Genomic DNA, 14,026 nt, shown 5'->3' on the forward strand with positions numbered 1-14,026 from the left:
TTGATTACTATCCTTATAAAGTTACTAACTATAATCGAAAAAACGGGTATACCAAATCAATCATTTAGGGGTACAAAAACAGGCATTTTCGGTGTTTTTTGCTGTTTTTGAAAAAACGAGGCGCGAGCTAGGGCTAATTTTTGAAATTAAAATTCAATTTATTCAACTTGTGAATTTTGGAAAAACACCCCGTGGAGAAGTCTTTTAATTTGCACTAAAAAGTTGTGATTTGATAGTATCATTTTGCAATAGAAAACAATATTTTCCATTACGACAAGTAAATCCTTTTAAAGCCAACTAGCTCCCCTCCTTCTTTAGGTCATAAACAAGTCCATAATTTCATTCTGTATAGCGGTTTAATAACACCAAGTAAGAAAATGAATTATGAAGAATCTTAGTTATAGAACTAAAATGACGTCTGAAAAAATGAGAGAGCTACTTAAAACGCAAGCTGTGGATATAGATATTGAGTTGGCGACAGAGGTACTGGCGTTTATGAAGAAACTGGCTAAAATAGCCGTATCCGAATATTTAAAGAATGAACAAAATAGCAGATTTATACATAAGGGTTAGTACAGATGAGCAAGCTGATAAAGGGTATTCGCAACGCAACCAAGAAGAGATGCTATGCAGGTACTGTCAATTGAATGCTATTGAAATCAGAAATGTAATATTTGAAGACCATTCAGCTAAGTCCTTTAATCGTCCCCAGTGGAAAAAGCTCATTCAAAACTTAAAAAAAAATAAAAACAAAACGAATCTCGTTCTCTTTACAAAATGGGATCGGTTTAGCCGTAATGCCAGTGATGCCTATCAAATGATTGGATTATTAAAGCATTTGGGCGTAGAACCGCAAGCCATTGAACAACCCTTGGATTTATCAATACCAGAAAATAAAATGATGCTAGCCTTTTATCTAGCTGCTCCGGAAGTAGAAAATGATAGAAGAGCTTTAAATACTTTTTATGGAATGCGAAGAGCCAAAAAAGAAGGGCGTTACATGGGTTTGGCACCTACTGGATACGAGAATAAGATTCGCGACGACGGTAAAAAATACATTCGTCCTAAAGAACCTGAAGCTTCAATTATAAAATGGGTCTTTAATGAGCTTTCAAGAGGTATATTCAATACCGAACAGGTTTACAAAATGGCAAAACAAAAAGGATTGAAAAGTAGTAAAAGTAACTTTTGGACTATAATCCGCAATCCTATATACTGTGGTAAAATTTATGTACCTAAATTTAAAGATGAAGAAGGTGGATTTGTACAAAGTCAACACCAAGGACTTATTTCCGAAGTGCTTTTTAATCTAGTTCAAGCAATACTGGATGGCAGAGGAAGAACATACAGAACAAAAATACAAACAAAAGAAGATTTTCCCTTAAGAGGTTTTTTAAAGTGTCCAAATTGTAACAAGCTACTCACGGCAAGTAAATCAAAAGGAAGAAATAAATATTACGCCTATTACCATTGTAAAGGAAGCTGTAATTACAGAATAAGAACTGAAGTAATGAATGCAGCCCTTCTTGAAGAGTTAAAAAAATATGTTCCCAAAGATCCAATGAAAAACGTTTTCAAAACAGTACTTATTGAAACCTATTTCGAAATGACAAAAGAGATGCATCAGCAAAAGAAGCAGGTTTCAAAAGAAATATCACACTACCAAGAGCGGTTGTCTTATGCAAAGGAATTATTAATCACAAAAAAAATAGAGCCTACTGAATATTCTGAAATGAAACTGGAGTACAGTCAAGTTGTAGATACCCTTAAATTGAAATTAACAACACTTAATAGCAATACAATCAAATTGGAAGGTCTATTAAGTAATGGAATAGAAAGAAGTATGTCACTTCTACTAAATTATAACAAAGGAAATATAGCAAGCCTTCGGAATATCATTGGTTCAATATTCTCCGAGCCAATAACCTTTAATGGAGATCATTTCTTATCTCCAAAAACGACTAGTGCAATTAGTATCATTTACGATTACAACAGATAAAAATGGGCAAGTCTTCTTTTGCTATTAACCATTCAACTACGTTTACTAAATTGTAAAAAGTCTAATTAGTTTTTGAAATCAATTTTAAAATCCTCTATTAAAAGTTACTTTTAATTCAGTTTATTGAAGAAGCCGCAAATAAACAAGACTTCTTTTACCCTTTTAATAAACTGCATATCAAATCAATATAAAGATAGTTTGATTTTTTTATATTGTTGCTTTTTTTATTATATTTGATGCAACATTATGTCCTTTCTGAAAATAACAGTCACACCATCAAAATTCTTTTTGGATTCTTAACAAAGCAAAATTCACTTTTATGAATAAGGAAAATAATTATATTCTTGATAGACCCGAAGATGATCTAGGCTACTTGTTATTACGTACCACTACGTTATGGCAACGTCAAATGACTATAGAATTACATACACTGGATCTCTCTTTTACCCAATGTATGATCTTGATATCACTAGGTTGGCTTTTACAGAATTCCGATGATGTTGTTCAGATGGAAATTTCCAATCATAGCAATTTTGACAGGATGATGGTATCAAAAACCCTTCGGACTCTACAACAAAGAGGACTTATAAAACGCAAAGAACATGGTACGGATACTAGGGCAAAATGTGTTTTCTTAACTAATAAGGGAATAGATACTTTAAAAAAGGTAATTGAAATTAAGACAAACATAAACAATTATTTCTTCGAAAAATTGGAGATTAAGGACAGTATTCGCAAAGAGTTAAAAAAGCTGATAAATTAAAAATCAAAATATTTTAATAGAATAGCAAAATATTAAAAAATGGAAAAAATAGCAGATTTATATATACGGGTAAGTACAGACGAACAAGCAGATAAAGGATATTCTCAACGAAGCCAACAGGAACTTTTACGAAAGTATTGTGAAATCAATAAAATTACCGTTCGACATATCATTTTTGAAGATTATTCCGCAAAATCTTTTAACAGACCTGCATGGAAAAAGTACCTTCAGACGCTTAGAAGATACAAGCATAAAACAAATTTGGTGTTATTCCTGAAATGGGACAGGTTTAGTCGTAATGCAGGGGATGCTTATCAAATGATAAGCACATTAAGAAGATTGGGCGTTGAACCGCAAGCTATAGAACAACCCTTGGATTTATCTATCCCAGAAAATAAAATGATGTTGGCCTTCTATTTGGCGGCTCCTGAAGTAGAAAACGACAGAAGGTCTTTGAATACTTTCTTTGGCATGCGTAGGGCGAAAAAAGAAGGTCGCTGTATGGGATCTGCACCCTTAGGATATGAAAATAAAATTACAGAAAATGGAATTAAGTACATAGCTCTCAAAGAACCAAAAGCTTCTCAGGTTAAATGGATTTTTGAAGAAGTGGCAAAGGGTGTTTTCAATACAAATCAGATTTGGAAAATGGCCAAAGAAAAAGGATATGTAAAAAGTAACAGTCAGGTTTGGGGAATACTAAGAAATCCAGTGTACTATGGAAAGATATTTATTCCCCAATATAAAGATGAAGAAAGTCAATTGGTAAACGGTCAGCATGAGGCACTTATTTCAGAGGATTTATTTTATAGGGTGCAGGATGTACTGGATGGCAGAGGGCGTACCTATCGCGCTAAAGTAGTTGTTGTTGAAGATTTTCCCCTTCGAAACTTTTTAATATGCCCTGATTGCGACAAAATACTTACGGGGAGTAAATCCAAAGGACGTAGCAAATATTACGCCTATTATCATTGTAGAAATGGCTGTAAACACCGAGTTAATGCCCAACAGGTTAATGAATCATTTGAGGAATATCTGAAAAGCTATCTTCCTAACAGGGATGTTAAAGAACTTTATACATGCTTAATAATGGATGCATATAATAAACAAGCTATAACTATGGGCAGTAATAAAAGTGAGATTCTTAAACAAATAAGTGACTACGAAAATAAGCTTTCATATGCAAGAGAATTATTGGTGACCAAACAAATAGATTCTCTGGATTACAGAGATATGAAAGAGGAATACAATCAAAATATTTCGAAATTGGAAACAAAACTGACCTCAAAAAAAAGTGATTTGGAAGATGTAGAAGGCTTGCTTGATATTGGCATCAACAATCTGCTAAAACTAAGCGAATCCTTTAAAGACAAAGGCTGGGCAGAAAATCGAGATATAATTGGTTCGATTTTTCCTGAAAATCTCACTTTTGAGAATTCCTCAGTTCGAACCAAAAGGATTAACGAAATAACAGGAGCTATATATCAGATTAACAAGAAGTTATATAGAAATAAAAACGGGACAAAAAAGGATTTTTCCTCTTTGTCCCGTCAAGTGACCGCGAAGGGATTCGAACCCCCAACCCTCAGAGCCGAAATCTGATATTCTATCCAATTGAACTACGCAGCCGAATTATTCCCGCCTTTCGACTATCGCTCAAGATAAACTTCGGCGGGAATCTTATTTATACTTTAAGACAACTTAGCTTTTACAATATTGGAAATGGTTTTGCCATCAGCTTGTCCAGCCAATTCTTTACTAACCAATCCCATAACTTTGCCCATATCTTTCATGCCTTGCGCACCAACTTGGTTTATAATATTTACAACTACTTTTTCAACATCTTCATCGCTTAGCGCAGTTGGTAAAAACTGACTGATAACCTCAGCTTCGGCTAATTCTGGTGCTGCTAAATCCTCACGTCCTTGCTCCAAATAAATGGCAGCACTATCTCTACGCTGCTTAACTTGTTTTTGAAGTATCTTAAGTCCCTCCTCTTCTGTTAGTTCTTCCTTTGCTCCGCTTTCTGTTTGCGCCAATAAAATAGCCGATTTTACAGCTCGCAACGCTGTTAATGCTGTTTGATCTTTAGCTTTCATGGCTTCCTTTAAAGCCACCATAATATCCTGTTGTAAACTCATTGCTTTGTTTTATTAGAATGCGAAGATAAAACAAATTTATAATAAAATATAGCTGAAAAACACATTCCTGCCTATATTACGAATGACAAAATTACAGGAATAAAAAAACCAAAAAGCCGAGGGATACTCTTCAGGTTCATAACTTAAGAGATTGTTTAATTTTTTTTCGGAATGTTTTATAGGGTATTTTTTTGCCAGATAGGGCCGAGCGTATATAAAAGGTTTGGGAGACCTTTTTAGCGAAGGAGCCAGGCTGCCGCGAGGGAGAGGTACATAGCTATGAACCGAAAAATAGCTGATGTATGGCGGAAAAGGCACATAAAAGAGCCAAAGGATAAAACTTATACAGTCTCTAAGTAAGGTCCGTATTCTTTTAATATAATATTATGTACAAATGAATCATTGCTTAAATCCATACAATATTGTCATTTACATTTACAATTTTGTCAATCCACAATTTTTACTTTCAAATTAATTAATAATAAAATAAATTGCTATGGTTTATATTCTATTCAAAAACGAACTCATCTTGACTTTTTGTTTTTAACCGAAAATGGGATAAAATTTGTACAGATGAGGCGCTTTTTGCAAGGCATAGCGTCGCTACGCATAAAAAAAGTAACGAAATATGGATAAATTTTAGCCATTCCTGCCTGCCGGCAGGCAGGTTTTAGGAAATAGAAAAAGTCAAGATGAGTTCACAACACCATAATCTAAGACATGAATAATTTTAAAGGCAAATTAATAATATGTATTTATTTTTCATATATAACCCTTGGCTTTGCCCAGAGCTCTTTAGAGAGGGTATCGGTTAGTTCAAACAATTTTATTAATGAAAAAGGAAATATCCTTGTTTTTAGAGGTTTGAATACAAGCGACCCCGATAAACTGGAATCCCAAGGCCATTGGAACAAATCCTACTTTAAAGAAATAAAAAAATGGGGTGCAAACATAGTTCGCTTCCCTATACATCCAACAACTTGGACAAAAAGAGGAAAGAAAAATTATCTTAAGCTTCTAGATGATGGTATAAAATGGGCGGAAGAGTTAGGTCTTTACGTTATAATTGATTGGCATAGCATTGGTAATTTACAAACAGAAATGTATCAGCACGATATGTACGATACCACATTAAAACAAACCTATGATTTCTGGAGAACCATCGCTGTAAAATATGGAAAAAACACAACGGTAGCCTTTTATGAGTTATTTAATGAACCTACCACTTACAATAATACTTTAGGGACAGCAGATTGGGAAACATGGAAAACACTTAATGAGGAAATGATCACCATTGTTAGAGCTAATGGCGGCGAAGGTATTCCGCTTGTGGCAGGTTTCAATTGGGCCTATGATTTGACTCCAATTATCAATAATCCAATCCATGCAGAAGGTATTGCGTACGTAAGTCACCCTTATCCAGAAAAAAGAGAAAAGCCATGGGAAGACGCATGGACAGCAGATTGGGGATTTGTAAAAGAAACATATCCAGTAATACTTACTGAGATTGGGTTTTGTGGCCCTGAAGATATAGGTCAGCACCATCCCGTTATAGGAGATGAATCTTATGGAGATGCCATAACCAATTATTGTGATGAAAAAGAAATTTCATATGTGATTTGGGTTTTTGATCCTAATTGGGCGCCAAGATTATTTGAAAACTGGAACTACACCCCATCAAGACATGGGAAGTATTTTAAGAAAAAACTTCAAAGCTATAACTACAATTAATAAAGGGTCCGTAGATTAAAAATACCATATATGAACATACACCTTCTTCAAATACTCATGCTTTCATTATTATTTAATTGCAATGAAACACTGCCAACAAAATATGGTGCAGGCAACAAGAATTTTCAATATAATGGCAGATATGACCTTATTGAAAATGGTGCCGCATTAATATCTCCGGGAGCCTCTGTATCTATCAACTTTTCAGGGAATGTTTGCGAAATATATTTAAAGGCTGAAAAAGTCCCCTATAATTACGTAGCATTTGAATTAGATGGGAAATATCTCGGCAGAAAAAAAATTGAAAGCGAAACCACTGAACCTTATGTTTTAGAAGTCTCTTCAAAAGAAAAGATACATACCTTAAAAATTATTAAAGAGTCTGAAGCCAGTAATGGATTTGTCTTATTTAGCGGGATTAAGGTAGAGAAAGTTATGGGCTATACTCAACAACGAAAATATTATATTGAATATATTGGCGATTCCATTACATGTGGTGCCGTATCAGATGACAGTGTGATGCCTTGTGATGAAGGGAACTATTTTGACCATGAAAATGTATATTATTCTTATGGCGCCAATATGGCCAGAGCATTACAAGCTGATTTTATGCTAAGCTCTGTATCAGGCATCGGAATGTACAGAAATTGGAACGATGAAAACATAGAAGAACCCATCATGCCACAGGTTTATGAAAACTTATATCTAGATACGAATCATTCAAAAAAATATAATTTTGAACGCAAGCCAAACATTGTTAGTATTTGTTTAGGAACCAATGATTTATCAAATGGTGATGGTATAAAACCTCGCTTAGCTTTTAATAAAGAAAAGTACACAGCCAATTACATTAACTTTGTAAAAACAGTCTATAACCACTATCCCAACACACAAATAGTTTTACTGAACAGCCCCATGGTTGGTGGCGAAAATAATATATTATTGCTTTCATGTTTAAAAGAAGTACAATCCTATTTTGCTGAAAACAATAATAAATCTATTTTATTATTTGAGTTTGACAAAACATATACAAACGGTTGTTTATGGCATCCCAGTGTTGAAGATCATAGACAAATAGCCGAAAAACTAACGCCTTTTTTTAAAAACATTTTAAATACTAAATAATGAAGTTCTTAAAAATCATCGTGCTGTTATTGGTTGCAAAAGTATCCTATGCAAATGTGATTCTACCTTCAGTTTTTTCAGACCATATGGTTTTGCAACAACAAGACAACGTGAGGTTCTGGGGTTGGGCAAATCCAGATGAAGAAGTGGTTATATCACCATCTTGGACAGATGAAGATTACAAAACAAAAGCAACCAATCAAGCGTTTTGGGAACTTACCATAAAGACCCCGAAATTTGGCGGACCATTTACCATTGTAATTAAAGGCTATAATGAAATTGTTTTAAAGGACATCTTAATTGGAGAAGTATGGTTGTGCTCGGGGCAATCCAATATGGAAATGTCGGCCAGCTGGGGAATTGAAAATGGTATAGAGGAAATAGCTGAAGCCAATCATCCAAACATTCGATTTTTCACAGTTCCAAAGGCTTCTGCTGAAAAACCTCAGAATAATTTAATAGCCAATTGGCAAGTCTGCACCTCCGAGAGCATGGAACACACGAGTGCCTTGGCTTATTTTTTTGCCAAAAGAATACAGGAAAACCTAAACGATGTGCCCGTTGGACTATTGGTTTCTGCATGGGGCGGAACACCTGCCGAAATTTGGATGCCTGAAGAAATTATAAAAAGAGATTCTATATTGAATAAAGCCGCAAATAAATTAGCACCTACCACATATGGTCCCATAAAGCCAGCTAGAGCCTTTAATGCTATGATCAATCCGCTAATTGGTTACAACATCTCAGGTGTACTTTGGTATCAAGGAGAATCGAATGTGGGTTCAAAGGTATATGATAAAACCCTTGAAGCATTAATTCAATCTTGGCGCCATTTATGGCAGAAAAATGTTCCTTTTTATTTTGTCCAAATAGCTCCCTACACGTATGGGGAAAATCATTTTTCAGGTGTTGAAGTTAGGGATGCACAACGCAAAGTCACTGATAAAATTGAAAATACCGGCATGGTCGTTATCAGTGACATATCTCCTATAGATGACATTCATCCAAAGGACAAAAAATCAGTGGGCATTAGATTAGCTAATTTAGCTTTAAAAAAACATTATAACACGTTGGATGGATTGGTTGAAAGTCCAAGCTTTTCTAATGTAACATTCAAAAAAAACAAAGCCATTGTTTCTTTTAAAAATGCCGAAGGACTTTACTTAAAAGACAAGAAATCGTTATTTGAGATTGCCGAAGCTGATAAAATGTTTTACCATGCTACTTATAAGATACAGGGCACAGATATTATCCTTTCATCAAATAAAATTACAACCCCCAAATACGTTAGATTCGCTTGGGGAAACACTTTACAATCCAATCTGTTTAACAAGGCTGACCTACCAGCTTCCAGTTTTACAACAGAAAAATAAAAACGTAGATTAGATATCATGAATTTAAAAAAATCGCAACTCATTTTCACTTTAATACTCATAGCTTTTATGAGTTGCCATGCACAAAAACCAACACCAATGAATACGAAAAACACCATAGAACAAAAAATTGATGCCCTTTTAAAACGAATGACCGTAGAAGAAAAAGTAGGTCAAATGAATCAATACAATGGGTTTTGGGACGTTACTGGGCCTGCACCTGAAGGAGGTAGTGCAGAAAAAAAATACGCCCATTTACGAAAGGGATGGGTCGGTTCCATGCTTACGGTAAGAGGCGCAAAAGCAGTAAGAGCTGTTCAAAAAATAGCCGTAGAAGAAACACGCTTGGGCATTCCATTAATTATAGGTTTTGATGTGATCCATGGATATAAAACGCTAAGTCCCATTCCATTGGCCGAAGCTGCCAGTTGGGACTTAGAAGCCATCAAAAAATCGGCTCAAACAGCGGCAGCCGAAGCATCAGCTTCTGGAATAAATTGGACCTTTGGCCCTATGGTTGACATCTCACGTGATGCTCGTTGGGGACGTGTTATGGAAGGTGCAGGTGAAGATCCGTTCTTAGGAAGCAAAATCGCCGAAGCCAGAATAAAAGGGTTTCAAGGTGACGACCTATCTGCAGTAAACACCATTGCCGCCTGTGCCAAACATTTTGCTGGGTACGGTTTTTCAGAAGCTGGAAAAGAATATAACACCGTTGATATTGGGACTTCAACCTTGCATAATATAGTATTACCACCATTTAAAACAGCAGTTGATGTAGGGGTTAGAACATTAATGAACTCTTTTAATGAAGTAAATGGCATACCAGCTACAGGAAACGCTTACTTACAAAGAGACATTTTAAAAGGCGCATGGCATTTTGATGGTTTTGTAGTTTCAGATTGGGCTTCCTTAAATGAAATGATTACTTGGGGATATGCCAAAGACAAACGTGAAGCTGCAAAAATAGCAGCTACAGCAGGTTCGGACATGGATATGGAAGGCTATGTGTATATTGAAGCATTAGCACAATTGGTAAAAGATGGTGTTGTAAGCGAATCGCTAGTAGATGATGCCGTTAGAAGGATATTAAGAGTAAAATTTGAGTTGGGTCTATTTGATGATCCTTATAAATATTGCGATGAAACACGTGAAAAGGAAACCATAGGCAGCTCAAAAAACCATGAAGTGGTATTGGATATGGCTAAAAAATCCATTGTGCTTTTAAAAAACGATAACAAGTTGCTTCCGTTAAAAAAAGAAGGGCAAGAAATCGCTTTGATTGGCGCATTGGCTAATGACAAATCCAGTCCTTTAGGAAGCTGGAGAATTGCCGCCGAAGACGATACAGCCGTATCTGTTTTAGAAGGAATGCAGCGATACAAAGGCAATACACTGACCTATGCTAAAGGAGCAGATATAACAACTGAAAAGGCCACCTTTGTTCAAGAAGTAGTTATCAATACAACCGACAAAAATGGGTTTGACGAAGCCCTTGCCATCGCTAAGCAATCTGATGTTGTGGTGATGGTTTTAGGTGAACATGGATTTCAAACTGGTGAAGGCAGAAGCAGAACCAATTTACTGTTACCTGGCGTGCAACAGGAGTTATTGGAAGCAGTGTATAAAGTAAACCCAAATATTGTTTTAGTATTAAATAACGGTCGGCCATTAGCTATCAATTGGGCTGATGAACATATTCCAGCGATTGTTGAAGCTTGGCAGTTAGGTACAGAAACCGGTAACGCCGTTGCCCAGGTTTTATATGGTGATTACAACCCAAGCGGAAAATTGCCAATGACATTTCCTAGAAACGTCGGCCAAATACCCATTTATTACAATTATAAAAACACAGGACGTCCCACAAATAAAGACAATAATGTGTTTTGGTCGCATTACACCGATGTAGAAAAAACGCCTTTATATCCTTTTGGATACGGGTTAAGTTATACCACTTTTGAATATTCTAATTTAAAATTGAATGGGAATTCCTTTAAAATGGGTGAAGATGTAAAAGTATCTGTTACTTTAAAAAATACGGGGGACCTTACAGGAAAAGAAGTGGTACAGTTATATATTAGGGATTTATTTGCCTCTGTAACACGACCTGTAAAAGAGTTAAAAGGCTTCGAATTGGTTGAATTAAAAGCTGGGGAAACAAAAACCATTCATTTCACCTTAAACAAAGAAACCTTAGGGTTCTACGATAATGATGGAACATATATTGTAGAACCAGGGGATTTCAAAGTATTTGTTGGGGGAAGCTCTATAACAACTCTAGAGGCAGACTTTAATTTGATTGATTAACCAACGCCTTATTGGCTGTTTTTATCAGTTCCAAGGTTGAACTATCTGTGGCAAAAACGGAGTTCAAACCTTGGGGTTCTTGTGGCGGATCTGCCGTAAAATCATCGCCGTGTTGCCATTTGCCTTTTTCAGGATTGGTTTTAGCAAACCCTGCAAATCCCCAAAAGTTTAATCCCGCAAGAATCTCTTGCTTTGTATGGCTTTCGGTAATTCTGACAAAAATAGCGTTGTAAAATATATTTCGATTTTCTATAGAAGCCTCTAGAGACAAACTTTCTTTTTCACGTGGAAAACCAAATTCAGACACCACAATGGGCTTATTGAGTTTCTTGGCTATTTCGATATGTTCATCCATATATTCATAAGCTTTTACAATGGATTCTTGTGTCGTTTGTTTTTCATTATTGATATCATACCAACTCCAATTTTTAGGCCACATGTGCATGGTTAAATAATCAATGTTCTTGTTGGAATGCAATCTTTCGTACATCTTGATGTCATCTAAATAACTAGCTTTTCCTTCTGCTCCTGTAGACACCAAGTGGTTTGGATCTAGAGACTTAATTAAATCAACGGTTTCATTTAGCCAACTAGCAAAGGCTTTTTCGTGATTGGGAGTCATTAACACTCTAGGCTCATTAGCAACTTGCCAAGACATGATCGTATTATCATTCACATATTTTATCCCAGAATATTTATTGGTTCTGCCAATAATAAATTTAAGATGATTATAATAAGCCTCTTTACATGGTTTACAGCTATGAAATTGTTTGGTGTAATTCATATACTCATCCCAAGAATATTGTTCTAAAAAGGGGTTTGGAACTTCCCCATAGCCATTCCATTTTAGATATTCGGACATACCTCCAGACCAAATCCAATTATTGTTTAAATATAAAACGGCATACATCTGTCGTTTACGCATTTCTGCCATCAAAAAATCCAAACCATCTAATAAATCCTTATTATAAACCCCTTGTTCTGGTTGTAAAGTTGGATATACTTTAGAATCCCCTCCATCGCCTTCTGCTCCAACTAGAATACGTAAATTGTCAATACCTACTTCTTTCATTAAGTCCAATTCTTTAATGAGGCGATCCCTATCCCCACTATTTTTAGCCGCTATTAATGGGCCATACCAATAATTTGCACCAACAAAATAATAGGGCTTACCATCTTTTATAAACTGGGAATCCTGAACCCTAATTTGGTCGATATCTACACTTCTTACAGCTTTTCTATATTGAGCACTTTTACAAGCCGAAAAAAGCACAATTGTAGAAATGAACAGGATAAATTTATTTATTTTCATCATAAATGGGTTTTAGTTTGGTAACGTATACATAGTAGGCAATTCATTTTGAAGTACCGTTTTTGGTTTATTTGCAAAGGCAATAAAATCAGCAGTATCTGGTAACCCTGGTGCGGGTGTACAGTATGTAGTCTCCGTGTTATACCAAAACATCATATAACCAATTTCAGTATTATTAGCTGTTATGGCATTATACAAGTTTATTGAATAAAAATCAGGAATTGGATTATTTGTTCCAGGTGTGATAAAATAACCCGTTTCGGTGAGTGCAGCTATTTTAACCTTTTCTATCACCAAATTTGAAATAATTTGAAGTTTTTTATTGGCATTATTAACGCCAGTTTGTCCTTGGTTATTTAAATCGCCATAATTATCCATTCCAAGAATATCTACATAACTATCCCCTGGATATCTTTCTAAATATTCAATTGAAGAATCAAAGCTATTATCGGGAGAAAAAGCAAAAAGAATATTATTAACATTCAAAATATCTCTTAAATATTCAACGGTAAATTGCCAAAGAGAAATAAATTGTTGCGGTGTGCAATATGATTTTCCCCACCAAAACCAATCACCATCAAACTCATGAAAAGGCCTAAATATAAATGGCACTAATTTACCATCGTCACCGAACATACTTTTGGCAACTTCAGCAACTTTTTCAAGTTTTTGTTTATAATATTCATGATTATCCCCTCCAGGTAAAATACTAATAAAGGCATTGCTTTTCTGGAAATCTGTCATTTCACTGGTGTAAAAAGATACACCTTCATAAGGTTCTCTTAAGTGCCAACTAAATGCATTTACCATGCCTTTATTGTAGGCTTCAATGGCATCGGATTTAATGCGTTGTTCTTGCTGATAAAACCAATTTGAAGATGCCCCATCATTCAGGTCGTCTGTAATAAACAAAAAATCCGATCCTAATAATCCTGGATCACTCCCGGTTGTCTTCTTAATATCGGAATCTCCTGCAATGTTATTATAAAAATCATGAAACGCATTATGCTGACCAACGATAAAGTGTGTTCTTGATAGTGTTTTAAGATTGTAAAACAAAGCAACTGTTTCGGCTGTAGCATTTGGGTTTACCATATATAATCTAGTGTCTTGTGGTTGTAACACAAAAGTAGCATCTGGATTTGGAGGATCTTCTGGGAGTTCATCCTTAGCACAACCCGCTGTTAATAAGATCATAGCAAATAATCTATAAGTCCTGGTTTTATTTAATAATAGTTTACTTTGGTTTTTCATCTTATTAAATGTAGTGAAAAG

The 14,026-nt window shown here is 35.3% G+C and carries 11 protein-coding genes and 1 tRNA gene; 8 read left to right on the plus strand and 4 right to left on the minus strand.

The annotated features are described in order from the left end of the window. Positions 1 to 426 precede the first annotated feature (426 nt). From CJ739_RS03425 to CJ739_RS03440, 4 genes are all read left to right on the plus strand, one after another. On the plus strand, positions 427 to 573 hold the full coding sequence (locus CJ739_RS03425; RefSeq protein ID WP_162880117.1) for a hypothetical protein: 147 nt from the start codon (positions 427 to 429) through the stop codon (positions 571 to 573). Continuing rightward, positions 539 to 1,999, plus strand: coding sequence for a recombinase family protein (locus CJ739_RS03430; RefSeq protein ID WP_117172652.1), 1,461 nt, complete (start codon positions 539 to 541; stop codon positions 1,997 to 1,999). The genes CJ739_RS03425 and CJ739_RS03430 overlap by 35 nt, the downstream gene beginning before the upstream one ends. 319 nt (positions 2,000 to 2,318) lie before the next feature. Beyond that, positions 2,319 to 2,762, plus strand: a complete 444-nt coding sequence (locus tag CJ739_RS03435; RefSeq protein ID WP_117172653.1) for a MarR family winged helix-turn-helix transcriptional regulator — start codon at positions 2,319 to 2,321, stop codon at positions 2,760 to 2,762. A gap of 39 nt (positions 2,763 to 2,801) precedes the next feature. Then, positions 2,802 to 4,364, plus strand: coding sequence for a recombinase family protein (locus tag CJ739_RS03440; protein ID WP_117178693.1), 1,563 nt, complete (start codon positions 2,802 to 2,804; stop codon positions 4,362 to 4,364). Here CJ739_RS03440 and CJ739_RS03445 read toward each other — a convergent pair. Together CJ739_RS03445 and CJ739_RS03450 are read right to left on the minus strand one after the other, a co-directional pair. Then, a tRNA-Arg gene (locus CJ739_RS03445) sits at positions 4,318 to 4,391 on the minus strand. The two genes, CJ739_RS03440 and CJ739_RS03445, sit on opposite strands and share 47 nt — an antisense overlap. 62 nt (positions 4,392 to 4,453) lie before the next feature. Continuing rightward, positions 4,454 to 4,903 (minus strand): GatB/YqeY domain-containing protein, encoded by a 450-nt coding sequence (locus CJ739_RS03450; RefSeq protein WP_117172654.1) that lies wholly within the window; start codon positions 4,901 to 4,903, stop codon positions 4,454 to 4,456. Between the two features lie 720 nt (positions 4,904 to 5,623). On the opposite strand from CJ739_RS03450, the gene CJ739_RS03455 reads away from it, so the two are divergent. The 4 genes from CJ739_RS03455 to bglX are packed head-to-tail and all read left to right on the plus strand — an operon-like array spanning position 5,624 to position 11,439. Further along, a complete protein-coding gene (locus CJ739_RS03455) occupies positions 5,624 to 6,634 on the plus strand; it encodes a glycoside hydrolase family 5 protein (RefSeq protein ID WP_117172655.1) in 1,011 nt (336 codons plus the stop codon). Positions 6,635 to 6,664: 30 nt separating this feature from the next. After that, positions 6,665 to 7,759 carry an SGNH/GDSL hydrolase family protein gene (locus CJ739_RS03460; protein WP_117172656.1) on the plus strand — a complete coding sequence of 365 codons (1,095 nt, stop codon included), beginning with the start codon at positions 6,665 to 6,667 and terminating at the stop codon, positions 7,757 to 7,759. Then, positions 7,759 to 9,132 (plus strand): sialate O-acetylesterase, encoded by a 1,374-nt coding sequence (locus CJ739_RS03465; RefSeq protein ID WP_117172657.1) that lies wholly within the window; start codon positions 7,759 to 7,761, stop codon positions 9,130 to 9,132. Before CJ739_RS03460 ends, CJ739_RS03465 begins: the two co-directional genes overlap by 1 nt. A gap of 18 nt (positions 9,133 to 9,150) precedes the next feature. Beyond that, positions 9,151 to 11,439: a beta-glucosidase BglX gene (gene bglX / locus CJ739_RS03470; RefSeq protein ID WP_117172658.1), complete on the plus strand. Its 2,289-nt coding sequence runs from the start codon at positions 9,151 to 9,153 to the stop codon at positions 11,437 to 11,439. Here the strand turns inward: bglX and CJ739_RS03475 are convergent. Beyond that, on the minus strand, positions 11,423 to 12,754 hold the full coding sequence (locus CJ739_RS03475) for a glycoside hydrolase 5 family protein (RefSeq protein WP_236951589.1): 1,332 nt from the start codon (positions 12,752 to 12,754) through the stop codon (positions 11,423 to 11,425). The genes bglX and CJ739_RS03475 overlap by 17 nt on opposite strands. 9 nt (positions 12,755 to 12,763) lie before the next feature. Continuing rightward, on the minus strand, positions 12,764 to 14,005 hold the full coding sequence (locus CJ739_RS03480; RefSeq protein WP_236951590.1) for a glycoside hydrolase family 26 protein: 1,242 nt from the start codon (positions 14,003 to 14,005) through the stop codon (positions 12,764 to 12,766). Positions 14,006 to 14,026 lie beyond the last annotated feature (21 nt).

It is taken from the genome of Mariniflexile sp. TRM1-10, assembly GCF_003425985.1.
Lineage (GTDB): Bacteria > Bacteroidota > Bacteroidia > Flavobacteriales > Flavobacteriaceae > Mariniflexile.